The organism is Pseudomonas spirodelae (genome assembly GCF_034653255.1).
GTDB lineage: Bacteria > Pseudomonadota > Gammaproteobacteria > Pseudomonadales > Pseudomonadaceae > Aquipseudomonas > Aquipseudomonas spirodelae.
Map to the genome: position 1 here is coordinate 153,307 of NZ_JAYEET010000048.1, position 25,874 is coordinate 179,180.

13 protein-coding genes are annotated in these 25,874 nt (G+C 58.1%); 7 read left to right on the plus strand and 6 right to left on the minus strand.

Features of this window, described 5'->3' with window-relative positions:
* Nucleotides 1-33: 33 nt before the first annotated feature.
* Complete coding sequence (locus SOP97_RS16400) at nucleotides 34-5,985, plus strand: peroxidase family protein (RefSeq protein ID WP_322950163.1); 5,952 nt, start codon at nucleotides 34-36, stop codon at nucleotides 5,983-5,985.
* 97 nt (nucleotides 5,986-6,082) lie between these two features.
* Here SOP97_RS16400 and SOP97_RS16405 read toward each other — a convergent pair whose 3' ends face one another.
* Nucleotides 6,083-7,261, minus strand: a complete 1,179-nt coding sequence (locus SOP97_RS16405) for a vWA domain-containing protein (protein WP_274086557.1) — start codon at nucleotides 7,259-7,261, stop codon at nucleotides 6,083-6,085.
* 250 nt (nucleotides 7,262-7,511) lie between these two features.
* Entirely contained in the window at nucleotides 7,512-8,357 is an 846-nt protein-coding gene (locus SOP97_RS16410) for an AAA family ATPase (RefSeq protein WP_274086556.1), read from the minus strand.
* 214 nt (nucleotides 8,358-8,571) lie between these two features.
* Between SOP97_RS16410 and cysK the strand changes: the two genes are divergently transcribed.
* From cysK to SOP97_RS16430, 4 genes are all read left to right on the plus strand, one after another.
* On the plus strand, nucleotides 8,572-9,546 hold the full coding sequence (cysK, locus tag SOP97_RS16415; RefSeq protein ID WP_322950164.1) for a cysteine synthase A: 975 nt from the start codon (nucleotides 8,572-8,574) through the stop codon (nucleotides 9,544-9,546).
* 420 nt (nucleotides 9,547-9,966) lie between these two features.
* Complete coding sequence (locus SOP97_RS16420; protein WP_322950165.1) at nucleotides 9,967-10,383, plus strand: hypothetical protein; 417 nt, start codon at nucleotides 9,967-9,969, stop codon at nucleotides 10,381-10,383.
* A 37-nt stretch (nucleotides 10,384-10,420) separates the two neighbouring features.
* Nucleotides 10,421-11,449 carry an IS30 family transposase gene (locus tag SOP97_RS16425; RefSeq protein WP_017246483.1) on the plus strand — a complete coding sequence of 343 codons (1,029 nt, stop codon included), beginning with the start codon at nucleotides 10,421-10,423 and terminating at the stop codon, nucleotides 11,447-11,449.
* Nucleotides 11,450-11,640: 191 nt separating this feature from the next.
* Nucleotides 11,641-12,240, plus strand: a complete 600-nt coding sequence (locus SOP97_RS16430; protein WP_322950166.1) for a hypothetical protein — start codon at nucleotides 11,641-11,643, stop codon at nucleotides 12,238-12,240.
* Nucleotides 12,241-12,419: 179 nt separating this feature from the next.
* On the opposite strand, the gene SOP97_RS16435 is transcribed toward SOP97_RS16430, so the two are convergent.
* Nucleotides 12,420-13,745 carry a leucine-rich repeat-containing protein kinase family protein gene (locus SOP97_RS16435; protein ID WP_322950167.1) on the minus strand — a complete coding sequence of 442 codons (1,326 nt, stop codon included), beginning with the start codon at nucleotides 13,743-13,745 and terminating at the stop codon, nucleotides 12,420-12,422.
* Between the two features lie 124 nt (nucleotides 13,746-13,869).
* The gene (gene metH / locus SOP97_RS16440) at nucleotides 13,870-17,586 is read right to left on the minus strand and encodes a methionine synthase (protein WP_322950168.1); all 3,717 of its coding nucleotides are present in this window, start codon (nucleotides 17,584-17,586) and stop codon (nucleotides 13,870-13,872) included.
* Between the two features lie 201 nt (nucleotides 17,587-17,787).
* On the opposite strand from metH, the gene SOP97_RS16445 reads away from it, so the two are divergent.
* Nucleotides 17,788-20,034 carry a fatty acid cis/trans isomerase gene (locus SOP97_RS16445; RefSeq protein ID WP_322950169.1) on the plus strand — a complete coding sequence of 749 codons (2,247 nt, stop codon included), beginning with the start codon at nucleotides 17,788-17,790 and terminating at the stop codon, nucleotides 20,032-20,034.
* Nucleotides 20,035-20,076: 42 nt separating this feature from the next.
* On the opposite strand, the gene SOP97_RS16450 is transcribed toward SOP97_RS16445, so the two are convergent.
* Both SOP97_RS16450 and acnA read right to left on the minus strand, forming a co-directional pair.
* Nucleotides 20,077-21,642, minus strand: coding sequence for a methyl-accepting chemotaxis protein (locus SOP97_RS16450; RefSeq protein WP_322950170.1), 1,566 nt, complete (start codon nucleotides 21,640-21,642; stop codon nucleotides 20,077-20,079).
* 175 nt (nucleotides 21,643-21,817) lie between these two features.
* Nucleotides 21,818-24,562 (minus strand): aconitate hydratase AcnA, encoded by a 2,745-nt coding sequence (gene acnA, locus SOP97_RS16455; RefSeq protein WP_322950171.1) that lies wholly within the window; start codon nucleotides 24,560-24,562, stop codon nucleotides 21,818-21,820.
* A 232-nt stretch (nucleotides 24,563-24,794) separates the two neighbouring features.
* Here acnA and rlmM point away from each other — a divergent pair, with 232 nt between their 5' ends.
* The gene (rlmM, locus tag SOP97_RS16460; protein ID WP_322950197.1) at nucleotides 24,795-25,850 is read left to right on the plus strand and encodes a 23S rRNA (cytidine(2498)-2'-O)-methyltransferase RlmM; all 1,056 of its coding nucleotides are present in this window, start codon (nucleotides 24,795-24,797) and stop codon (nucleotides 25,848-25,850) included.
* Nucleotides 25,851-25,874 lie beyond the last annotated feature (24 nt).

Here is a 25,874-nt window from a genome sequence, read left to right on the forward strand (position 1 = left end):
GTATGGGGGAATACTTCATTTGGAGCGTTCATCATGTCTAGCAGCCAATATGATTTCACCGTCACCCAGCAGGACCTCGAGTTCATCCTTAAGCAAATTAAGATATCTGAGGCCAGTACCAACCCGTTGACCGGAGCGGTAGAAAACCTGCCCGAACTGGTTGGCAGCCCCTTGTTGCCATATGGCTTGCGCACGGTGGACGGCTCTTGGAACAGCCTGTTACCCGGGCAAGAGGCCTTGGGCGCTGCCGATAACATCATGCCGCGCCTAGTTGAGGCCAGCTTGCGTGAAGCCGATCTCTCGCCTATCCAGTTCGGACCCCAGGTACAGACGTCTTACACCCAAACCAGTGGCTTCGTATTCGACTCCCAGCCGCGGATTGCCAGTAACTTAATTGTTGATCAAAGCGCCAATAACCCAGCCGCCGTGGCGGCAGCTTTGCAATTGGCGGGGCATGCAGATCCTTATGGCGAGGCCAGTGTTATCGCCACCTTTAATGCGCCGGTGCAAGCGGCCAATGTGCTGATTCAGGCCGCGCAAGCGAGCATCATCGCAGCAGGTAACGACCCCACTCTGTTGGCGGCAGCGCAACAACAGTTAGCTGATGCCAAGGCCGTGCATGCAGCGGCCTTTACGGCGTTGAGAGATGAAATGGAGAATGCGGGCCTGACCGTGTCGGACAACGGCACCATCGGCATCGAAAACCAATCTCCGGACATCGGGTTATCGCCAGCCTTCAACGGTTGGATGACGTTATTCGGCCAGTTTTTTGACCATGGTCTGGACCTGGTAACCAAGGGTGGTAATGGCACCGTGTTTGTTCCGCTGCTACCCGATGACCCGCTGTATGTAGAGGGCAGCCAGACCAACTTCATGGTACTGACCCGCGCCACTCAAGTGGATGGCCCTGGTGCTGACGGCATTATGGGAACCGCCGACGACACCACCCATGAAAGCATCAATACCACCACGCCGTTTGTCGACCAGAACCAAACCTATACCTCGCACCCTTCACATCAGGTCTTCCTGCGTGAATACGTCATGGTCGACGGTAAGCCCATGGCCACAGGGCACTTGCTGAGTGGCGCGCACGGCGCAGGCAACTGGGGTGAGGTCAAGGCTCAGGCCAGCTCGATGCTGGGCATTCAACTGGTGGACATGGATGTACACAACGTGCCTTTGCTGGCCACCGATGCTTATGGTGCGTTCCTGCGCGGCCCCAACGGTTTTGTGCAAATCGTTACGGTCAGTGGGTTGATCGAAGGCGATCCGAGTGCCAATGGTGGGCAGGGCTTGTTGCTGCCTCCCGATACGATCCGCACCAATCATGCCTTCCTGGATGACATCGCACACGGTGCGGCCCCTGGCTTTGCCGACCTGGATAACAACCCACTCACTGCGCCTACTGAGTTGCTGGCGGACTCCGATACGGCCGTGGGTTCAACTCCCAACCCCGATTTCGATCCAACCTTGCCGGTTGGGCCGAACAATATGCCGATTCTGCCTCAAGAGTTCGGTACCTATGACAATGAGCTGCTGGATCGGCACTTCATTACCGGCGACGGTCGCGGTAACGAAAACATTGGTTTGACGGCTGTGCATACGATTTTTCACTCAGAGCACAATCGTCTGGTCGAGGCTTACAAGCAAACCATACTCAACAGCGCCGACCTCAACTTTATCAATGAGTGGCTGTTGACTGACCTGACTACCTTGGATCAAGTGCCAACGACGCCGGCTGACATTGCAGCACTTAACTGGGATGGTGAGCGGCTGTTCCAGGCTGGCCGCTTCGTCACCGAAATGCAGTACCAGCACATGGTGTTCGAAGAGTTTGCCCGTGCTGTCCAGCCGACGATCAACCCCTTCGTGTTCTCCAACTCGCCCGACATTGATCCAGCCATCGTGGCCGAATTCGCCCATGTGGTTTACCGCTTTGGTCACTCGATGTTGACTGAGTCGGTTGATCGTCTGGATATCAATATGCAGTCGGACGATATCGGGTTAATTGCCGCCTTCCTCAACCCATTGGCCTTTGATGGGGATGGCGCGATGAGCGTGGAAGCTGCTGCCGGCGCAATTGTGCGGGGCATGACACGTCAGGCGGGCAACGAGATTGACGAGTTTGTCACCGGAGCACTGCGTAACAACGTGCTGGGCCTGCCCCTCGACCTGGCCACGCTGAATATGGCCCGCGCCCGTGATACCGGGATGCCGAGTTTTAATGAGGCGCGTGCGCAGTTTTATGCCAACACCGGCGACAGCCAATTGGCTCCGTTCACCAGTTGGGCTGGCATGGCCCCGGAGCTGAAGAACCCTGCATCCATCATCAACTTTATTGCCGCCTACGGTACGCACGCCAGTATCACCAGTGCCACGACCTTAGAGGGTAAGCGCGATGCGGCCATGGCATTGGTCTTTGGCGTTGCTGGCCCAGGCGGGGCGGTGCCGACTGACCGCCTGGACTTCCTCAATAGCACCGGCGCCTGGACTGCGGAGAATTCCGGGTTGAATGATGTGGACTTCTGGATCGGAGGCCTGGCGGAGCGCAAAAATGAGTTTGGCGGCATGCTCGGCGCGACGTTCAACTATGTGTTTGAAAGCCAAATGGAGAGCCTGCAGAACGGCGACCGGTTCTACTACCTCAGCCGGGTGCAGGGCACCAACATGCTCAACGCGCTGGAGGCCAATACCTTCTCCAAGTTGATCATGCGCAACACCGACCTGGGCGACGAGGCCTCCTCGCACCTACCGAGCCTGATATTCCACACCCCGGATCTGATCCTGGAGATGGATATCAGCAAGCAAATTGGCGCTGACCCCGTTGAGTCGAATCCAATTCTGCAGATCCTCCATCCCAAGGTTATTCGTGTTGCGCCTGGCGCCGATGTGGACGGTGATGGCAAAGCAGATGGTGGTTATCTGCGCTTTACCGGCGGCGAGCATGTGGTGCTCGGAGGCACGGCTGGCAATGACACCATTATTGGCGGTAATGGCATCGACACGATCTGGGGCGGTGCCGGTAACGACCGCCTGGATGGTGGTAATGAGGCTGACCAGGTGCATGGTGGCGATGGCGACGACATCATTACTGACCTGGGCACGCCGGCTGGTGGTGCAGATTTTCTGCATGGTGACGCCGGCAATGACGTGATCTCGTCGGGTATGGGCAATGACTTGGTGTTTGGCGGTTCCGGCAAGGACTTTGTGATCACCGGCAATGATGCCACTGAGGTATTTGGTGGGCTGGGCGACGACTTCATCCTCGGCGGCAACGATTCGGACTTCCTGCTGGGTAACGAGGGCGATGACTGGATTGAGGGCGGTGAAGGCTTTGATACCCTGGCTGGGGAAAACTCGGAGCTGTTCTTCAATAGCCCGATCATTGGCCACGATGTGCTCAATGGGCAGGGCAACGATACCGACTACGACGGTGAGTCGGGCGATGACATCATGTTCCAAGGCCCCGGTATCCAGCGCAGCAATGGCATGGCCGGGTTTGACTGGGCGGTGCATAAGGGCGACCCCAACGGGGCCGACTCGGACCTGGGTATCCCGATCTTCGTCAACCAGCAGAATCTTATTCTGCGCGACCGCTTTGACTTGGTTGAAGGCCTCTCGGGATGGAACTTCAACGACACCTTGACCGGCCGCGAGGTCGTGACCGGGGCAGCGGCCGCCGATGGCGGTGGTGCGGCGATATTTGATGCCAACAGCCCGCTTGAAAGCTTCGCTAACCTGCTGCAGCAGTCCAGCGTGGACCGTATCAATGGTCTTGATTTGCTGGTCAGCCACCTGGGCCGTGAAACCTTTACCTGGAATGGAAAGGAACACACCGTAGTCGTGATGGACGAAGCGTCTGTGGTGCGCGATGACAACGGCATCGTGACCTTTGTCAGCGATAACCCCTCCGACATCCTGTTGGGCGGCGGTGGCAGCGACACCCTGCAGGGTAAAGCCGGGAATGACATTCTCGATGGCGATGCTTGGCTAAATGTGCGCATCAGTGTGTTGAATGCCGTCCCAACGGCCGGCAACCCTGATCCGGGTGAGTGGTTCAGCGTCGACAGCATGAATGAAATCAAGGCGCGCATGCTCACCGGTGAGATCAACCCCGGTCAGTTGCAGATCGTGCGGGAGATTCTCTACAGCAACAGTCCGGACGACATAGACACCGCTGTGTTTAGCGGGGCCTTTGCCAACTTCGATGTGATTGACAACTTCGACGGCAGTTTCCAAGTGGTGGATAACACCGGCGCCGAAGGCACCGATTGGTTGCGCAATATCGAGCAGGTGCAGTTTGCCGACCACACCCTGTGGTTGGTTGATCGCCCAGCCACTGGCAATGTCACCATTAGCAGCCTGACCCCGGCCGAGGATCAGCTGTTGACCGTCAGTAACACCATCAGTGACCCCAATGGCTTGCTGGATGCGACCATTACCTACACCTGGCAGGCTGAAATAGATGGCGTGTGGACGGATGTCGGCAGTGGGGACAGCTTCCAGCCTGGCGATAACGAAGTGGGCTTGGCGCTCCGGGTGGTGGCGTCGTATGTCGATGACGGCGGTTACCCGGGCTCGGTTATTTCCGAGATTACGGCGACGGTGACTAACGTCAACGATGCACCCACCGGTTTACCGCTGCTCAGCAGTGATACGCCTATTGTCGGGCAGTTGTTGAGTGCCTCGACCATTGGCCTGGCCGATGCCGACGGCTTGGACGGCGTGACCTTTGCCTTTCAATGGCAGTCCGGTGACGGCATCACGTTCAGCGATATCGCCGGTGCCGATGGCGAGACCTTCACCGTGACTGCGGCGCAGGCGAGCCAGCAGATACGGGTAGTGGTGTCGTATACCGATAACCGCGGCACGTTTGAATCCGTCACCTCGGCGGCTACGGCGCTGGTTGCCAGCGCCGTGATCATCGGTACCAACGCTGCCGAAACCCTTACAGGCACCGCGTTTGATGATCAGATATTCGCCCTCGGCGGTAATGACGTACTCAACGGTTTGGACGGTAATGACATGCTGGATGGTGGCGCCGGCAGTGACACACTGGATGGTGGGCTTGGCGCCGATGTAATGCTCGGCGGCACTGGCAACGACACCTACATTGTCGATGATATCGGCGATGTGGTGACTGAGCTGGCCGGGGCGGGCACCGATACCGTGCTGACCTCACTGCTGAGCTACGCGCTCGACGCTAACGTAGAGCGGCTGACCTATACCGGCATGGATAACTTTGCCGGTACCGGTAATGCCTTGAATAACATCCTGACAGGCGGCAATGGCAATGACAGCCTGGATGGTGGCGCTGGCGCTGATCGGCTGGTGGGTGGCTTTGGTGACGACAGCTACTTTGTCGATAACGCCAATGACCTCGTCATCGAAGGGGTTGGCGGGGGAACGGATACCGTCTACTCCACCAGTGACCTGCATAACCTGCGGGCTAACGTGGAGAACCTGGTGCATACCGGTAGCAATGCCACGCTGGTCAACGGCAATGGTCTGGATAACGTAATCCAAGGCGGCATCGGTAACGATACGCTGAATGGCGGTGGCGGCAACGACACCCTGCTGGGGGGCGATGGCAACGACAGCCTTAACGGTGGCAGCGGTGCGGATGTGCTTGCCGGCGGCATGGGCAACGACCTGCTTAATGGTGGAGGGGGCAATGATGTCCTGACGGGGGGTGAAGGCGACGACATCCTGAATGTCAGCCAGGGCAACGACATCCTGGTGTTCGGGGCGAACTTTGGCAACGATACCGTCACGGGCTTCGATGCCAATCCGGTCAATGGCCAGGACTTGTTGAATATTGCTTACTTCAACCTGACAGCGGCGACCTTTAATAGCCGGGTGAGCATCACTGACATTGGTAACGACACTCTGGTGTCAATCAATGGCGCTGATGGTGGGACTATCACCCTGGCTGGGGTCGCCAATGCCAATGCGGTGACAATCGCCGACTTCCAGTTGGCGTGAATGCTGCGATGACGGCCTGCCAGGGACGGCAGGTTTAATACTCGTTACTAAAAAAGCCCCAGTCGAGTGTCGGCTGGGGCTTTTCGTGTGCGCGGCATTATTTAGATAAGAATCTCATGCCTTCTTCCAGCCCGCTCAAGGTCAGCGGATACATCTGATCTTCCAATAGCTCGCGCATGATATTGGTCGAAGCGGTGTAGCCCCAGGTGTCCTTGGGGTAGGGGTTGATCCAGATAAGTTTCTTGTACTTCTCCATAAAGCGCTTGATCCAGACGTAACCCGGCTCCTCGTTCCAGTGCTCGACGCTACCGCCGGCCTGGGTGATCTCGTAGGGCGCCATGGCCGCGTCGCCGACAAACACTACTTTGTAGTCCGCGCCGTACTTGTGCAGCAGATCCTGGGTGGAGAAGCGCTCGGAGGTGCGGCGCAGGTTGTTCTTCCACACCGACTCATACACGCAGTTATGGAAGTAGAAGTACTCCATGTGCTTGAACTCGGTCTTGCAGGCGCTGAACAGCTCTTCGCAGACCTTGACGTGGGCATCCATCGAGCCTCCGATGTCGAACAGAATCAGCAATTTCACTGCGTTACGCCGCTCCGGACGCATCTGGATATTCAGCAGGCCGCCGTCTTTGGCTGTGTGGTCGATGGTGCCGCTGAGATCAAGCTCGTCCTCGGCCCCCTGGCGAGCGAACTTGCGCAGGCGACGCAGGGCTAACTTGATATTGCGCGTGCCCAGTTCGACCTGATCATCGAGGTTTTTGTACTCGCGCTGATCCCAGACCTTCACCGCTTTGCCTTGGCGCTTGCCCGCATCACCGACGCGGATGCCTTCCGGGTTGAAGCCGCCGGAACCGAACGGGCTGGTGCCACCAGTGCCGATCCACTTGTTGCCGCCTTCGTGGCGTTCCTTCTGCTCTTCGAGGCGCTTCTTGAACTCCTCGATCAGCTTGTCCAGGCCGCCGAGGGACTCGATCTTGGCGCGCTCCTCATCGGTCAGCGAGCGTTCGAATTCCTTGCGCAGCCACTCATCGGGGATCAGTGCCTCGATGTGCTGATTAAGGTTTTCCAGACCCTTGAAGTAGGCCCCGAACGCGCGGTCGAACTTGTCGAAATGACGCTCGTCCTTGACCAGAATGGTGCGCGCGAGGAAGTAGAACTCGTCCATATCGGCGAACACCACGTTGTGTTTCAACGCGTTGATCAGGTCTAGCAGCTCACGCACCGACACCGGCACCTTGGCGGCGCGCATTTCATTGAATAGGTTGAGCAGCATGGCTGCATCCTCGTGAATTCATTGGTTCCAGGGCTGAGCCTGTTGTGGTCAGGTCCCTTTGTCACTCGGTGCAAGGGCTTGCGAGCTAGAGCCAGGCAAGGCGGAATCAGGTGAGGAAGCGGAGTTTACGTCTGTAAGCATTACTCGCTTCGCTCGCCCCTTCGGGGCCGCCCTTTGGGCGTTCAGTGGCAAGCCACTGTCCGAACCTGATTCCAACGCAGCATGGCCGACGCGCAGCAGCCCGAATGGGTTAACGCGAAGCGCGGCGGCTCATAAACGCCAGGCGCTCCAGCAACTGCACATCCTGCTCGTTCTTCACCAGCGCACCGGCCAGTGGCGGGATGGCCTTGGTCGGATCGCGCTCACGCAGCACGGCTTCGCCGATATTGTCGGCCATCAGTAGCTTGAGCCAGTCAACCAGTTCGCTGGTGGACGGCTTCTTCTTCAAGCCCGGCACCTTGCGCACGTCGAAGAACACGTCCAGCGCTTCGGCGACCAGATCCTTCTTGATGTTGGGGTAGTGCACGTCGACGATCTTCTGCAGGGTCGCGCGATCCGGGAAGGCGATGTAGTGGAAGAAACAGCGGCGCAGGAAGGCATCCGGCAGCTCTTTTTCATTGTTCGAGGTGATGATGATGATCGGGCGTTTTTTCGCCTTGATCGTCTCGTCGGTCTCGTAAACGTAGAACTCCATCTTGTCGAGTTCTTGCAGAAGGTCGTTGGGGAACTCGATGTCGGCCTTGTCGATTTCGTCGATCAGCAGAATCACCCGATCCTCCGACTCAAAGGCCTCCCAGAGCTTGCCCTTCTTGATGTAGTTGCGCACGTCATGGACTTTGTCCGAATCCAGCTGCGAGTCGCGCAGGCGGCTGACCGCGTCGTACTCGTACAGGCCCTGGTGGGCTTTGGTGGTGGATTTGATGTGCCAGGTGATCAGGCGTGCGCCGAAGGATTCTGCCAATTGTTCCGCCAGCATGGTTTTACCGGTGCCAGGCTCACCCTTGACCAGCAGCGGGCGCTCCAGGGTGATGGCGGCATTGACCGCGAGCTTGAGGTCGTCGGTGGCGACGTAAGACTGGGTGCCTTCGAACTTCATCGGTAAATCCTCGAACGGTAACGCGCAAGGCCGTGCCTGCGGGTTCAGTATGTGAAAAGCCGACTATAACGCGCGGCCCTGGCGACTGTGAACGTAGACGGGCCATTCAGTCACTGAATGGCGGGTCACGCTGCGTTTGTTGCTGCGCTGGACGGGTACGAGCCAGCGTTTTAGTCTGGTGCCTTTCGGCAACCTGCATAACAAGGACTTCGTCATGAGCCGCATCTTCGCTGACAACGCACAAGCTATCGGTAACACGCCGTTGGTTCGAATCAATCGTCTGGGCCCGGCAGGAGTGACCATTCTGGCCAAGATCGAGGGGCGTAACCCGGCGTATTCCGTGAAATGCCGGATCGGCGCTAGCATGATCTGGGATGCCGAAGAGCGTGGCGTGCTCAAGCCCGGCATGACCATTGTTGAGCCCACCTCCGGCAACACCGGCATCGGCCTGGCTTTTGTCGCTGCGGCGCGCGGCTACAAACTGCTGCTGACCATGCCGGCCTCTATGAGCCTGGAGCGGCGCAAGGTGCTCAAGGCCCTAGGCGCTGAGCTGGTGCTGACCGAGCCGGCCAAGGGCATGAAAGGCGCCATCGACAAGGCAGCAGAAATCGCTGCCTCCGATAGCAACACCTACTTTATGCCGCAGCAATTCAATAACCCGGCCAACCCGGCTATTCATGAAAAGACCACCGGCCCGGAAATCTGGAATGACACCGACGGTGCGATTGATGTGTTGGTATCAGGCGTTGGGACCGGCGGCACCATCACTGGTATTTCGCGCTATATCAAGCAGACCCAGGGCAAGCCGATTCTCTCGGTGGCGGTTGAGCCAATCAGCTCGCCGGTGATCAGCCAGACCATCGCCGGTGAAGAGGTCAAACCCAGCCCGCACAAGATTCAGGGTATCGGCGCGGGCTTTGTGCCGGTCAACCTCGACTTGAGCATGGTCGACCGGGTTGAGCTGGTGTCTGACGACGATGCCAAGGCCGTGGCGCTGCGTTTGATGCGCGAGGAAGGGATTCTCTGTGGCATCTCCTGTGGCGCCGCTATGGCCGCCGCGTTGCGCGTAGCGGCCGAGCCGCAGATGCAAGGCAAAACCATCGTGGTGATCCTGCCGGACTCCGGTGAGCGTTACCTGTCGAGCATGTTGTTTAGCGATATGTTTACCGATCAGGAATTGCAGCAGTAAAGTCTACGCCCACAAAAAACCGCCAAAACCTGGCGGTTTTTTGTGAGTGGGAACTGGGTTATTTACGAGCTGGTGTTGTTGATTGATTAGGCCTCGAAATGGTCGAGATGATTGTTCGGCAGATTTCATGATGGGTGGCGAGAGGTTGGTGTCGGCCAGGAGTGGACAAAGGCCCAGTTTTTAAAAAAAATATTGGATTAGAGATAAAATTTATAATGGAGTTTAATAACAGAGAAATCGCAGCGATAATTTGGATTGCGATTTTAGTTTTTGTGGCATCATTCAAGCTCGAGATCAGAAGCTCCTTAATTAGCGTAGTAGGCGCGTTTTTTCAAAGAACTATAATTATATCTGTAACGCTTGCGGTCCTTTGGATATCGCTTTGCGTCTGGCTCTTAAGCGAAAACGGACTTTGGGTGTTTGGCAATCTCAAAACCACTCTATTATGGGGGGGTGGCTTTTGCTTTCGTTACAATGATGGATATAAGCAGAATTAGTGGTGATGACACGTATTTTAAAAAGACGATACGCGACACCATTAACATGACTGTTGTAGTGACCTTCATAGCAGAAGCATATAGTTTTAGCTTATTGATCGAGCTAATCATCCTTCCAATAATAAGCATCGTGGCCATGATGCAGGCGGTTTCAAGCAGATCAGAAGAGCATGTTCAGATACATAAGCTCTGCACGGGAATTTTGACATCTGCGGGTTTAGTATATATAGGGTACGGAATATTTAGGGCCGTGACTGACCTTGGAGGATTTGCAACCATCGAAACCTTCTTAGAACTCACAGTCCCCATAACACTATCAATCGGCGGCCGCGAAAACTGAGTGCAACACCTGACCTTTCCGGTACGGTGCTGCCCCTATGTCCTATTCCGAACTCAGCGTTGAAGAGCGCGCGATCATTCAGCTCAGTCAAGCTCAAGGCTTCACCCTGCGCGGCATTGCTCGCCTGATTGACAGGTCGCCCTCGACCATCAGTCGAGAGCTGAAGCGCAATCGAGGCAGTAGTGGTGCTTACTCGGCCCGCTGCGCCCAGCGACAGATGAGCATTCGGCGCCAGGTTTGTCGCCCTAAACGCAAGCTTCTGCCGGGCAGTGAGCGCTTCGAGTTGGTGACCCATATGTTGCGTGAGCGTTTGTCTCCTGAACAGATTGCCGGCAAGCTGCGCGGCATGAACATTCCCAGCCTCAGAGATGCCTACGTCTGTCGAGAGACGATCTACAACGCGATCTATGCCTTGCCGGTCGGCGAGCTGCGCAAGGAGCTGATCATCTGCCTGCGCCAAAGCAAGGCGACGCGCAGACCGCGCTCTGGCGGCGTGGATCGGCGCGGCCAGATTCCGGAGATGGTCAGCATTCACGTGCGCCCGCCAGAGATCGAAGACCGGCTGATGCCGGGGCATTGGGAGGGCGACCTGATCAAGGGTAAGGCCAACGCCTCGTCGGTAGGCACGTTGGTGGAGCGCACCAGTGGCTACCTGATGCTGGTGAAGATGAACGACGCAACGGCGACCTCGGCGATGGAGGGCTTCAGTGCAGCGCTCAACGGCATGCCGCTGGCGATGCGCAAGAGCATGACCTACGACCAAGGCCGGGAGATGGCGCGGCATGCTGAAATCACCCAGCAGACCGGGGTCGCTATTTATTTTTGTGATCCGCACAGCCCATGGCAGCGCGGCAGTAACGAAAACATCAACGGCCTGATCCGCCAGTACCTGCCCAAGGGGACTGACTTGTCGGTACACAGCCAGGAGCAACTGAATGCCATCGCCCTGCAACTGAATATGCGCCCCCGTAAGCGCTTCGATTTCAAATGCCCGATCGAAGTCATGGGAGAGGTGATGCAGGAAGCCTTGGCTATGCGGCATGATGCTCCGGCTTCAATTCAATAACCGTGTTGCACTCAGCTCCTGCAACCGCCATCCTATTTTTACCTTTTATTTACCTAATGAGTGTCTTTGTAACCTATGAAAATAGGTTTATTGGATTGCAATGGTCAATCAAAGACAAATCGCTACTCAGATACTCCAAGCTAAAGGCCATTTTTAGCTTTGGTTTCAATTTGGAGTTACTGAGGCGTTGGGTGCGTGAAATTCAGTTGCGACAACCAACTAATCGCGCACAAGTAAAAGAGGCAATTTCAGAAGTAAAAAGAAGAAGGAAAATAGAAAAGAATCCTCCTGAAATCGAACCGGACGAAGGCTGGTCGCCTTATGCAGCAAGAGATTTTCTAAGCGATGTAGGACTTAAGACTCAAGACTACTATCACTCCCACAACAATGAGTGGGTAGCCAGCTCTAATATGCAGGAGCTTAATAGTGGCCTTTTGTCGGGCAACATTGCATATTACATTGAAGGCAACGAAAATTCTGCAAAAACGTTAAAGTTAAAGCTAAACATAAACAACCCCTTAAGCGCGACTGACTCAGATAACTACTTCAGAGACATATGTTTCATTTTGTTATATAACGCGCTCGGAGAAGTACCCGCCGAGATAGTAGAGTCGATCGAACACCTCGAGAACTATCTCGGCACGTTCAAAGAGTACAAGCTAAGTATTTCATTCGACGAGTTCTTAGGCGGGGCATCTAAAGGGTACTCGCGTATTTTAGTTATTGCGCACCTTGGGTCGAAGAATTCCACATCGATCAAAAATAGAGCTTATTTACCTCCATCAGCCTGACTGCCAGCTTGGGTAGACCGAGGCCTTTCACGACCGGCTGCTATTCGACCCAAAGCAGTCCTCAGCAAGTAGTCCAAGTAACCATCGCAATGGCGGATGGATAAAGCGTCTCCACTCTACGCTCGGCATCCGTAGGGTGGACAACGCGAAGCTTGTCCACTGGCATGTCAACGCCTTAATTACCAACCTGCGCAATCTTGCAGCCACGCTTGAATCTCGGCAAACAACGGACGCTCGGCAGGTTGCGGGTGGCTGCAGCGCGCATGCAGGTGCCACAAGCGGGTTTGCTGAGCGGGCTGGTCGTCTTTGTTGAAGCGCACTAATAACTCCTCCAGCAAGCAGGCAAAGGCCCGGGCCTCAAGTTGTTGCAGGGCAATCCCGTTGTTGCTCTGTGGGTCAAAAAACGACGCGGCGCCGAAATCGCCCAGGAGGGTGTGCCCGGCTGGATTGACCAGCAGGTTATGGGCATACAAATCGCCATGCAGGATGCCGCGTTGATGTAGGTGAACGACGGCCGCCGCTGTGTCGCACAAAATGCGTAAGGCTTCTGCCACGCTGAAACGCCGCTGCTCGGCATAGCAGTCGCGCGTACAGCTGGCGAGTGAGGGCGGCCCGGCCAGTGTTTGGAAACTTGGCGCAATACGCGCCAGTAGCAGGCCGGGCGGAGCGTCCTGCAGTGGTTGCAGTGGGCCGGCAACGCTGATCAGATTGTTGTGTTCACCGGCTGCTGTACAGGCGGCCATCTCACTGTGAGCAAGGCCGTCGCTGGTTATGTCACCTTTGAACAGTTTGACTGCCATGGCCTGCGCCGGCTGGTTGGGCTGCTGCCAGGTCGCACTGTGGATAATCCCCGAGGCACCCTGGCCGAGTATTTCACCCAGCTCAAGGGTGTCGCGCGCGATGGTTGGCAGTGGGTGTTGCTGGAGAATTTCAGCTTCGCTGGCGTCGCTGAATGGATTGCCGGCAAAGGCCAACCAGCTTAAGGACGGTAATGCCGTGAGCCATGCCGGCAGATGCTCTAGGCGGTTAGCCGCGATGCGCAGCAGCTCCAAGCGCTGCAGATTGGCCATGCTCTCGGGCAGTACGCGCAGCTGGTTGCCCGCCAGCATCAGCTTTTGTAAGTGGGCACAGTCACCTAACTCAGCCGGTAGCTGCTGGAGTTGATTGTCTGTGAGGATCAGCCAGCGCAACTTGGGCGGTAGTGCCGTAGCAGGCAGGTGTTGAATGCGGTTGCTCTTGAATCCGATCATTTCGAGCTGCGTGCAGTTACCCAACACCTCAGGGACTGAGGTGAATAGGTTGTCTGAACAAAACACAATACGCAGCTTGTGTAGGCGCGCTAAGTCAGCGGGGAGTGCGCTGAGGCGGTTGCCCGAGAGGTTGAGCACTTCAAGGCTGTCGGCCAGGGAGAAAATTTCTTCTGGGAAGTCAGTCAGATCGCAGCACAGGTCTAGCCGGGTAATGCCGGCCAGCTCACCGCTGCGAAGTTGTTCAAGGCTGTGCATAAGCAGAGGGGCTCGCGCGCTGGGAGCAATGCCCAGCGGTGTTTGGCTGAGAACGGGCGTAGTCACAACGGCGGAGGGCTAAGCAGCAAGCCCCCAGCTGTCGTGTGCATCCGCAGCAGTGTGTTTAGTTGTCGTAACCCAGGTTTGGTGCCAACCAGCGCTCGCTGACGTTGAGGTCCTGCTGCTTGCGGGCGGTGTAGCTTTCCACCTGGTCTTTGTCGATCTTGCCGACTGCGAAGTACTGCGCCTGTGGGTGGGCAAAGTACCAGCCGGACACGGCAGCCGCCGGGAACATGGCGTAGTGCTCGGTGAGGAACACGCCGCTGTTGCCGGCTTTGTTGAACTCGGCCGCCGGGTCGAGCAGTTCAAACAGGGCTTTTTTCTCGGTGTGGTCCGGGCAGGCTGGGTAGCCGGGGGCAGGGCGGATGCCCTTGTAGGCTTCCTTGATCAGCTCCTCGTTGGACAGCTGCTCCTCCGGATCATAGCCCCAGTAATTCGTCCGCACTTCGCGGTGCAACCATTCAGCGCAGGCTTCGGCCAGACGGTCAGCCAGGGCTTTGACCATGATCGAGTTGTAGTCGTCGCCGGCGTCCTGATAAGCCTTGGCGACTTCCTCGGCACCGATACCTGCGGTGGTGATAAAACCGCCGACGTAATCGGTGATGCCGCTGTCTTTCGGCGCAACAAAGTCGGCCAGGGAGAAGTTCGGCTTGCCATCCGGCTTGATCGTTTGCTGGCGCAAGTGGTGCAGGGTGGCCAGCTTCTCGCCGTTGTCGGCGTAGACATCCAGATCGTCGTCATTCACTTGATTAGCCGGCCAGAAACCAAATGTGGCGCGGGCGCGGATCAGCTTCTCGTCGATCAGCTTCTTGAGCATTTCCTGGGCGTCGGCATACAGCGCGGTGGCGGCTTCGCCCACCACTTCATCGGTGAGGATGCGCGGGAACTTGCCGGCCAGGTCCCAGGAGATAAAGAACGGCGTCCAGTCGATGTATTCGGCCAGAACATTCAGGTCGATATTGTCGAGTACCTTCACACCGGTAAAACTCGGCACGCTCGGCTGATATGTCGCCCAGTCGAACTTGGGTTTGTTCTCGACCGATTTGGCGTAGCTCAGGCGTTCAGTACGGGCGCTGCGGTTGGCGGTGCGCTCGCGTACTTCGATGTAGTCGAGGCGGGTGCGCTCGACAAAATCGGCTTTCAGTTCTTTCGACAGCAACTGCGTGGCCACACCTACGGCGCGCGAGGCGTCGGTGACGTAGATCACCGCATCGTTCTGGTACTTGGGCTCGATCTTCACCGCTGTGTGGGCTTTCGAGGTGGTCGCGCCGCCAATCATCAACGGCAGGCTAAAACCCTGGCGCTGCATTTCGCGGGCGACATGCACCATCTCATCCAGCGATGGAGTAATCAGGCCGGACAGACCGATGATGTCGCACTTCTCGGCAATCGCCGTTTGCAGGATTTTCTCCGCCGGCACCATCACGCCTAGGTCGACAATGTCGTAGCCGTTACAGCCGAGCACCACGCCGACGATGTTCTTGCCAATGTCGTGCACGTCGCCTTTCACCGTGGCCATGAGGATCTTGCCTTTGGCTTCCGGCTTGTCGCCTTTTTCCAGCTCGATAAACGGGATCAGGTGGCCGACCGCCTGCTTCATCACACGGGCAGATTTCACCACTTGTGGCAGGAACATCTTGCCGGCGCCGAACAGGTCGCCGACCACGTTCATCCCGGCCATCAGTGGGCCTTCGATCACCTCAATGGGGCGCGCGCACTGTTGGCGGCATTCCTCGGTGTCTTCAATGATATGGCTGGTGATGCCTTTGACCAGCGAGTGCTTGAGGCGGTCAACCACGCTCCAGGTGCGCCATTCTTCGGTTTCGACTTCCTTGACGCTGCCGTCGCCCTTGTAGTTGTCGGCAATCGCCAGCAGCGCCTCGGTGGCGCCGTCGTGGCGGTTGAGCACCACGTCTTCCACTGCATCGCGCAGCTCTTTGGGAATCTCGTCGTAGATTTCCAACTGGCCGGCGTTAACGATGCCCATGGTCAGGCCGTTCTGGATCGCGTAGTACAAGAACACCGAGTGAATGGCTTCACGCACAGGGTTGTTGCCACGGAAGGAGAACGACACGTTGGACACACCGCCCGAGGTCAGTGCATGCGGCAGGTGATCGCGGATGTAGGCGCAGGCTTCGATAAAGTCGACCGCGTAGTTGTTGTGCTCTTCGATACCGGTGGCCACGGCGAAGATGTTCGGGTCGAAGATGATGTCTTCCGGCGGGAAGCCCACTTCATTCACCAGAATGTCGTAGCTGCGCTGGCAGATCTCGCGCTTGCGCGCGGCGGTATCAGCCTGGCCGGCTTCGTCGAAAGCCATCACCACCACGGCCGCGCCATAGCGCTTGCAAAGCTTGGCGTGGTGCTTGAACTGCTCGACGCCTTCCTTCATCGAGATCGAGTTAACGATGCCCTTGCCCTGGATGCACTTAAGGCCGGCTTCGATCACGTCCCACTTGGAGGAGTCGATCATGATCGGCACGCGGGAAATATCCGGCTCGCCGGCAATCAGATTCAAGAAGGTGACCATAGCCTTCTGTGAATCGAGCATGCCCTCGTCCATGTTGATGTCGATCACCTGCGCGCCGGCTTCCACCTGCTGCAGGGCGACTTCGAGGGCTTCGGTGTAGTTGTCCTCACGGATCAGCCGGGCGAACTTGGCCGAGCCGGTGATATTGGTGCGCTCGCCGACGTTGATAAACAGCGAGTTGCGGTCGATGGTGAACGGCTCAAGCCCAGACAGGCGGCAGGCCTTGGGAATATCCGGAATGGCCCGCGGCGGGTATTTGCTCACCGCTTCAGCAATCGCCTGGATATGCGCGGGCGTGGTGCCGCAGCAGCCACCGACGATATTCAAAAAGCCCGATGCGGCAAATTCTTCAACCACCACCGCCATTTCCGCCGGCGTCTCGTCGTACTCACCAAAAGCGTTCGGCAGGCCGGCGTTTGGGTGGGCGGAGACGTGGGTGCCGGCTTTGGCCGACAACTCTTCGAGGTACGGGCGCAGTTCTTTGGCCCCCAAGGCGCAGTTAAGGCCTACGGAAATCGGCTTGGCGTGGTTGATCGAGTTCCAGAATGCTTCAGTGGTCTGCCCCGACAGGGTGCGGCCAGAGGCGTCGGTGATGGTGCCAGAGATCATGATCGGCAGCTCGACGCCGTCATCCTCGAACACCTGTTGCACGGCGAAGATCGCCGCCTTGGCGTTGAGGGTGTCGAAGATGGTTTCGATCAGGATCATGTCCGCGCCGCCTTCGATCAGGCCGCGGGTGGCTTCGGTGTAGTTTTCCACCAGCTCATCGAAGGTGACGTTGCGATAGCCGGGGTTGTTCACGTCAGGGGAGAGCGAGCAGGTGCGACTTGTAGGACCGAGCACGCCGGCCACAAAGCGCGGTTTGTCCGGGGTTTCCAGGGTCTTGGCATCGGCCACGCGGCGGGCCACGCGAGCGCCTTCGACGTTCAGCTCATACACCAGGCTCTCCATGCCGTAGTCGGCTTGGGACACCTGGGTGGCGTTGAAAGTGTTGGTTTCGAGGATGTCGGCGCCGGCATCGAGGTAGGCTTTCTCGATGGCGCTAATTACGTCCGGGCGGCTGAGGATCAGCAGGTCGTTGTTGCCCTTAACGTCTTGCGGCCAGTCGGCGAAGCGAGCGCCACGGTAGTCTTCTTCCTCCAGCTTGTAGCTCTGGATCATGGTACCCATGCCGCCGTCGAGGATCAGGATACGTTCCTTCAGGGCTTGCTGAAGGGCGTTGAGGCGGGCGCTGCGATCGGACAGAGACATGGGGAGAACTACCTGAGACGCGTGAAAAAAAGATGCGCGATCATAGCAAAGCTGCACGCTTTTGCAGTGCCTTGTGCTTTTCCATGAATTTCATTCATGTTCATGAATTGGCTTTGCTTCGCTGCGGGCAGCTAGAATCGGCGCTCAGACCATTTTAGAGACACTTCCATGCTCGGTCGCTTACTGCTTAGCACGTGTTTAATGTTCATCGGCGCATTACACGCGGCCGAGCCCATCTCCTACAGTCGCGACATTCAACCGATTTTCACCAAGAATTGTGTGGCCTGCCATGCCTGTTACGACGCGGCCTGTCAGCTCAATTTAGGCAGTGCTGAAGGCGTGCAGCGGGGGGCGAGCAAAGCGACGGTTTACGCAGGTACACGCACCGAGGCCCAAGCCACCACCCGGTTGTTTGTCGATGCCCACGGTGCAGCGGCTTGGCAGCGTAAAGGGTTCACCTCTGTGCTGGATCAGCAGGGCGGCCAGGCCGCCTTGCTCGCACGGATGTTGGAGTTAGGCCACCAGCAGCCATTTGCTGCTAATAGCAAGCTGCCGGCTGAGCTGCAGATAAACATCAACCGGCTCAACCAATGCCCATTGCCGCAGGAGTTCGAGACGTTTGCCCGCAACAACCCACAAGCGGGCATGCCGTTCGCGGTGACTGGTTTGACTGAGACCGACTATCAAATGCTGCAGGCTTGGATCGAGCAGGGTGCGCCGATCGATCAACAAGCGTTGCAGGCCAGTGCGGCCGAAGCGCAGCAGATCGCCACCTGGGAAGCCTTTATGAACGCCCCCGGCGCCCGTGAGGCGCTGGTTTCCCGTTGGCTGTATGAGCATCTTTTCCTTGCCCATATGCATTTCACGGGCGGTGAGCCGGGGCATTTCTTTCAGATGGTGCGTTCGCGCACGCCCAGCGGTCAGCCAGTGGACATCATCGCCACGCGCTTGCCCAATTCCGATCCGGGCAGCGAGTTCTACTACCGCCTGACGCCGGTGCAGGGGGTGATTGTGCACAAGACACACATCACCTATGCGCTGAGTGCGGCCAAGCTGGCACGGGTCAAGGAATTATTCTTCACCAGCGACTGGCAGGCCGACGCCGTACCGGGCTATGGCGCCCAGCGCCGCGCCAATCCGTTTGAAACCTTTGCCGCGATTCCGCCGCAGGCGCGTTACCAGTTCATGCTGGATAACGCCGAATATTTTGTGCGCACTTTTATCCGGGGGCCGGTGTGCCGTGGTCAGATTGCCACGGATGTGATTCGCGATAATTTCTGGGCGGTGTTCCAAGACCCGCAGCACGATTTGTACATCACTGACCCGGCGTACCGCGAGCAGGCAAAAGACTTGCTGGCCATACCCGGGCAACTCGACAGCCTTACCGACTTGCTGGGCATTTGGCGCAGCTACCGCAATAAGCGTAATGAGTACGAAGCGTTACGTATGCAGCGTTATGCCGACGCGCCAGCGCCGAGCTGGTCGCACATCTGGGCGGGCAACGATAACGCGCTGCTGTCGATCTTCCGTCAGCATGACAGCGCCTCGGTGCGCAAAGGCCTGATTGGCGAGGTGCCGCAGACGATCTGGTGGCTGGACTTCCCGTTGCTGGAACGCACCTATTACCAGTTGGTGGTGAATTTCGATGTGTTCGGCAATGTCTCTCATCAGGCGCAAACGCGGCTGTATTTCGATTTGATCCGCAATGGTGCGGAGGTCAACTTCCTGCGGTTGATGCCTGCGCAGTCGCGTCAGGCCTATTTAAGCGATTGGTACCAGAGCAGCGGCAAGCTGAAAGTCTGGCTCGATTACCAGGCGATCGATACTAAAACCCCGAGCGCCTTGCGCTTGGCGGACGGCGATGCCAAACGTAGTTTTGTCGAGACCTTACTGGAGCGTTACGGCAGCCTGAATGCGCGTCCGGATCCAATCAATCGCTGCAGCGGTGCGCATTGCCATCGCCCGGGCGTGGCCCCCGAGCTGCAGCGCGCGGAACAATCTTTGAGCCGCTTAACGGCTAAGCCAGCGGGTGCGCTCAAAGTAATCGACCAACTACCCGAGGCCACTCTGCTGCGAGTAGAAATGCCCGGTGGGCAGCGTGAGGTGTATAGCCTGCTGCGTAACCGCGCGCACACCAATGTGGCGTTTATGTTGGGCGAGGAGCTGCGCTACCAGCCCACGCTGGATACCTTGACGGTTTATCCCGGGGTGCTCAGCAGCTACCCGAACTTTATCTTCAATGTTCAGGTTGAGCAGGTGGCGGAGTTTGTCAGTGCGATGGAACAGGCGCGTGATACGCCGGCATTCGAACAGGTGGTTGCGCGCTGGGGGATTCGCCGTACTCATCCTGAGTTCTGGCGCTATTTCCACGATATGTCAGCGTATATCCAGCAAACCGAGCCCATTGAAGCCGGTGTGCTGGACATGAACCGCTACGAGAATTTGTAACCGGGAGGGCGGCGCAGGGCTGGGCAATGCGCCGCTTCAGGATTAGCGGTTGAAGCGCTCGACCAAGGCGTACTGACCTTGAGCGGTGGCGGTTAGAGCCTCACTGAGCATCGCCGTGTCATGCGCCTCACCGGCTGTTTGGTCGGCCAGTTGAGCGATGGTGGTGATGCTGCGGTTGACCTCATCAGCTACCGCGCTCTGTTCCTCAGCCGCCGCGGCAATCTGATCGGCCATACTGGCAATGTTGGCAACAGCCTCACTGATACCCGCCAGTGCATCGTCGGCTTGCTGCACGCGCACAACACCTTCTTCGGCCTGTTTACGGCCGATTTCCATGGTCATGACTGCTTCTTCGGCGGTGCGCTGCAGCTTGGCGATCAGTTGGTGAATCTGCCCGGTGGATTCGGCCGTGCGCTGCGCTAGTGAGCGCACTTCATCAGCCACCACGGCAAAACCCCGGCCCATTTCGCCCGCACGAGCGGCCTCGATGGCGGCGTTGAGCGCGAGCAGGTTGGTCTGGTCGGCGATGCCTTTGATGACATCGACTACACCGCCAATTTCATTGCTGTCTTGGGCCAGGCGGGTCACCGTTTCACCGGTATCACCGACCGATTGCGACAGGCGCTGAATCGCTTGGCGGGTTTCACTGGCAATACTGCGCCCAGCGCTGGTCAGGCGATTTGCATCCTGAGTGGCGATGGCGGTACGCGCCACGTTGCTCGCCACTTCCAGGGTGGTGGCGGCCATTTCATTGATTGCAGTGGCCACCTGATCGGTTTCATTGCGTTGGCGCTCAAGCCCGGCGGAACTGTTATGCGCCAGGGTATCGGCCTGCTTAGCCTGCAGGGTGAGCTGTTCGGCGGTGTCTTGCAGACGGGTCAAACAGGTTTTCAGGCGCGCTTCCTGACTGAGCGTCGCCATTTCCAGGCGCCCTTGAGCACCGCGGCTGTCGGTGTACATCTGCGCGATCAGCGGGTCAGAAGTGGTCTGGTCAGCCAGGCGCAGCAGACGCTTGAGGCCACGTTGTTGCCAGCTCAACCCGGCCAAGCCCAGCGGTATCGACAGTGCAGCCGCGAGGGCAAAGCCCCAGCTGGAATCAAGCCAAATACCGATAAGAAAGCCAATCTGACTGATCAGGATAAACGGTAGCCAGCCCTGCAGAGTTGGTAGCCACTTATCCCTACTCGGGACGGCGGACTTACCGCTGTTGATGCGCTGATACAGGGCTTCTGCGCGACGCACCTGTTCGGCGGTTGGCTTGACCCGTACGGATTCGTAACCCACTACCTGGTTGTTTTCCGTCACGGGCGTGACGTAGGCATTAACCCAGTAATGATCGCCGTTCTTACAACGGTTCTTAACAATCCCCATCCACGGCCGGCCGCTTTTCAGGGTGTCCCACATGTGCTGGAACACCGCAGGCGGTACGTCGGGGTGACGTACCAGATTGTGCGGCGCACGAATCAACTCATCGCGGGTAAAGCCACTGATCTCGACAAACGCGTCATTGCAGTAGCTGATCTGGCCTTTGAGGTCAGTCGTCGAGATCAGTCGTTGCTGAGCAGGGAAGCTACGTTCGCGCTGAGTGACCGGCTGGTTGTTACGCATGGCAATTATCCGTTGTTGTAATGCCCCTACATCGGCCAATGGCGGGCGAAGTTGAGGGAGAAATCCGTGTCGACGAGTTTAACCGCTTTTTGAATGGCGTCACATTTATGCCATGGTCGTGGTCGTACTTGACCTGAGGGTGTTTTTTGCCCGGCGCGTGACGCACTCGGCCAGGCTATTGGCTGGCGATCAACTGCCGCAGCACGTAATGCAGGATGCCGCCGGCCTTGAAGTATTCCACTTCGTTAAGCGTGTCGATGCGGCACAGCACTTCAATGCTGTCGCGGCTGTTGTCCTCGCGCAAGATGTCCAGGGTTAAGGTCATGGACGGGTGGAGTTCAACACCATCCAGGCCGCAGATGTTGAGTGTCTCTTTGCCCGTGAGGTTGAGCGTTTTGCGGTTTTGCCCGGTTTTAAACTGCAGCGGCAAGACGCCCATGCCCACCAGATTAGAGCGGTGGATGCGCTCGAAGCTTTCGGCAATGACCGCTTTGATGCCGAGCAGGTTGGTGCCCTTGGCCGCCCAGTCGCGGCTTGAGCCGGTGCCGTACTCTTTGCCGGCAATGACCACCAGCGGGGTGCCGGCCTCCTGATAGCGCATGGCGGCATCGTAGATCGACAGCTGCTCACCACTTGGCACGTGCAAGGTGTTACCGCCTTCTGCGCCGCCGAGCATCTCGTTGCGGATGCGGATATTGGCGAAGGTGCCGCGCATCATCACGTGATGATTGCCGCGCCGCGAGCCGTAGGAGTTGAAGTCGACCGGCTCTACGCCCTGTTCGCGCAGGTAGCGACCGGCGGGGCTGTCGGCCTTGATATTGCCGGCGGGGGAGATGTGGTCAGTGGTCACCGAATCGCCGAGCAGGGCAAGAATGCGCGCTTGGTGAATGTCACCAATATGCGGTGGCGCCTCGGCGATATTCTCGAAGAACGGTGGATGCTGGATGTAGGTCGAGTCGTCCTGCCAGCTGTAGGTGGCAGTTTGCGGTATGTCGATGGCCTGCCACTCGGCATCCCCGGCGAACACCTCGGCGTATTCCTTGTGGAACATCGCGGTGTCGACCTTGAGGATCGCCTCGGCGATTTCCGCCTGGCTCGGCCAGATGTCTTTGAGGTAAACCGGCTGGCCATCTTTGCCCAGACCCAAGGGTTCAGAGGTTATGTCCATCCGCACCGTGCCGGCCAAAGCATAGGCCACTACCAAGGGCGGTGAGGCCAACCAATTGGTTTTCACCAGCGGATGCACGCGGCCCTCGAAGTTACGGTTACCTGACAGCACCGAGGCGACGCTCAAGTCCGATTGCTGGATGGCTTGTTCGATAGGCTCAAGCAGCGGCCCGGAATTACCAATACAGGTGGTGCAACCGTAGCCCACCAGGTCGAAGCCCAGCTCGTCGAGGTAGTGGGTCAGGCCGGCGGCGTTGAAGTATTCGGTGACCACCTTGGAGCCCGGAGCCAGCGAGCTTTTCACCCACGGCTTGCGCTGCAGGCCTTTCTCCACGGCTTTTTTCGCCAGCAGGCCGGCGGCCATCATCACGCTGGGGTTGGAGGTGTTGGTGCAGGAGGTAATTGCCGCGATGACCACGGCACCGTTTTTCAGGCGATGCGTCTGTCCCTCATGTTCATAGTCCGCCTCGCCAACCTGGGTGGCGCTGCCGATCGCCGCGCCACCACCGCCTTCGTCGAGAAGGCGTGATTCCGCGCCGGGATTGGGCTTGAGTTGCAGCCCAAGAAAGTCATCGAAGGCTTGTTTGACCTGGGGCAGGGCAACCCGGTCCTGTGGGCGCTTGGGCCCGGCCAGGCAGGCCTCGACGCTGCCCATATCCAGCTCCAGGCTATCGGTAAACAACGGCTCAACGCCTGGCTCGCGCCACAGACCTTGGGCTTTGCAGTAGGCCTCGACCAGTTTGACGGTCTGCGGCGACCGGCCGGATAAGCGCAAATAGCCGAGGGTGATCTCGTCGACCGGGAAGAAGCCACAGGTGGCGCCGTATTCCGGGGCCATGTTGGCGATAGTGGCGCGATCCGCCAGCGGCAGATCGGCCAGGCCGTCGCCATAGAACTCAACAAACTTACCGACTACGCCTTTGCTGCGCAGCATTTGCGTGACGGTCAGCACCAGGTCGGTGGCGGTGATGCCTTCCTTGAGTTTGCCGCTGAGCTTGAAGCCGATGACCTCGGGAATCAGCATCGACACGGGCTGGCCGAGCATCGCCGCTTCCGCCTCGATGCCGCCGACGCCCCAGCCGAGAATGCCGAGGCCGTTGATCATGGTGGTGTGTGAGTCGGTACCAACCAAGGTGTCGGGGAAGGCGAAGGTCTGGCCGTCTTCTTCTTTGGTCCAGACGGTGCGGCCGAGGTACTCCAAGTTGACTTGGTGGCAGATGCCGGTGCCCGGCGGCACCACGCTGAAGTTATCGAAGGCATGCTGGCCCCAGCGCAGGAAGGCATAGCGCTCACCGTTGCGCTGCATCTCGATGGCGACGTTCTGTTCGAACGCGTTATGGGTGGCGAATTGGTCGACCATTACCGAGTGGTCGATGACCAAATCGACGGGCGATAGCGGGTTGATCTTCTGCGGGTCGCCGCCAGCCTTGGCCATGGCGTCACGCATGGCCGCGAGGTCGACCACGGCGGGCACGCCGGTGAAGTCCTGCATCAATACGCGGGCGGGGCGGTACTGGATTTCGCGCTCGGAGCTGCGGCTCTTTAGCCAATCGGCCATGGCCTGCAGGTCGTTGCCGGTGACGGTTTTACCGTCTTCCCAGCGCAACAGGTTCTCTAACAGAACCTTCAATGACATCGGTAACGGGTCGATGTTGCCAAGGGATTTGGCGGCTTCAGGGAGGCTGAAGTACTGGTAGCTCTGGCCTTCTACGTCGAGGCTGCGTTGACTATTCAGGCTATCTAAGGAAGGCATTGCGCGTCTCCTGTGGCTTGTCACGGTGCAAGCCGGTTGGTGGCTGCAGACTGTTCACCCTAGCTCTGCTTGTTCTGGCTCGCCATTTAGGGGGCTGGCTGCTTGGCATCTAAGTGTTTCTGGGTGGGCGCAGCGACTATGGCTGTTCACACTGGACAGGTCGCGGGGGCTAAGGGTTCCCGAGTCGGCTATGATGCGCGCCTTGAGGAGAACCCCGATGAATACCCCCGCAATTAATACCCTGCTACTGCACTGCCGTCCCGGTTTCGAGAACGAGGTGTGTGCCGAGATCGCCGAGCATACCGCGCGCCTGGATGTGGCCGGCTATGCCAAGGCCAAGCCGAGTACCGCTTGCGCTGAATTTATCTGCACCGAAGAGGATGGCGCCGAGCGTTTAATGCGTGGGGTTCGCTTCAATCAGCTGATTTTTCCGCGGCAATGGGCGCGAGGTGTGTTTATCGACCTGCCTGAGCTGGATCGTATCAGCGTGCTACTCAGCCACCTGAGCGGTTTCCCGGTGTTTGGCAGCCTGTGGCTGGAAGTGCTGGACACCAACGATGGCAAGGAACTATCGAATTTCTGCAAAAAATTCGAGGCGCCGCTGCGCAACGCCCTGACCAAGGCCGGCAAGCTGGTTGAGGATGCACACAAACCGCGCCTGCTGTTGACCTTCAAGAGCGGCCGCGAGGTGTTTGTCGGCATGGCCGAGACGAATAATTCGGCGTTGTGGCCCATGGGCATTCCACGCTTGAAGTTCCCCCGTGAGGCACCGAGTCGCTCGACCCTCAAGCTGGAAGAGGCCTGGCACACCTTTATCCCCCGCGAGCAGTGGGATGAGCGCCTGTCGGGCGACATGACCGGGGTTGATTTGGGGGCTGCACCAGGTGGCTGGACCTATCAACTGGTCAAACGCGGCATGCTGGTCACCGCCATCGACAACGGCCCAATGGCCGAAAGCCTGATGGATACCGGGTTGGTGCAGCACCTGATGGTTGATGGCTTCACCTGGAAACCCAAGCAGCCGGTGGACTGGATGGTCTGCGACATTGTCGAGAAGCCCGCGCGCAGCGCCGCCTTGCTGGAAGCCTGGATTGGTGAAGGCCACTGCCGTGAAGCGGTGGTCAACCTCAAGTTACCGATGAAGCAGCGTTACGCCGAAGTACGCCGCTTGTTGCAACGTCTGGAAGAGGGCTTTGCCGAGCGTAAGCTCAAGGTCTCGATTGCCTGCAAGCAGCTCTACCACGACCGCGAAGAGGTCACCTGCCACCTGCGTCGCCTGAGTAAATAAACCCGCTGTACTGTTTTTAACCCG

Excerpts from the sequence above, each read along its gene's own strand:
- SOP97_RS16400 (WP_322950163.1), top strand. The coding sequence starts at position 34 with ATGTCTAGCAGCCAATATGATTTCACCGTCACCCAGCAGGACCTCGAG.
- SOP97_RS16405 (WP_274086557.1), bottom strand. The coding sequence starts at position 7,261 with ATGCTGCTCAACCTATTCAATGAAATGCGCGCCGCCAAGGTGCCGGTG.
- SOP97_RS16410 (WP_274086556.1), bottom strand. The coding sequence starts at position 8,357 with ATGAAGTTCGAAGGCACCCAGTCTTACGTCGCCACCGACGACCTCAAG.
- cysK (WP_322950164.1), top strand. The coding sequence starts at position 8,572 with ATGAGCCGCATCTTCGCTGACAACGCACAAGCTATCGGTAACACGCCG.
- SOP97_RS16425 (WP_017246483.1), top strand. The coding sequence starts at position 10,421 with ATGTCCTATTCCGAACTCAGCGTTGAAGAGCGCGCGATCATTCAGCTC.
- SOP97_RS16435 (WP_322950167.1), bottom strand. The coding sequence starts at position 13,745 with ATGCACAGCCTTGAACAACTTCGCAGCGGTGAGCTGGCCGGCATTACC.
- metH (WP_322950168.1), bottom strand. The coding sequence starts at position 17,586 with ATGTCTCTGTCCGATCGCAGCGCCCGCCTCAACGCCCTTCAGCAAGCC.
- SOP97_RS16445 (WP_322950169.1), top strand. The coding sequence starts at position 17,788 with ATGTTCATCGGCGCATTACACGCGGCCGAGCCCATCTCCTACAGTCGC.
- SOP97_RS16450 (WP_322950170.1), bottom strand. The coding sequence starts at position 21,642 with ATGCGTAACAACCAGCCGGTCACTCAGCGCGAACGTAGCTTCCCTGCT.
- acnA (WP_322950171.1), bottom strand. The coding sequence starts at position 24,562 with ATGCCTTCCTTAGATAGCCTGAATAGTCAACGCAGCCTCGACGTAGAA.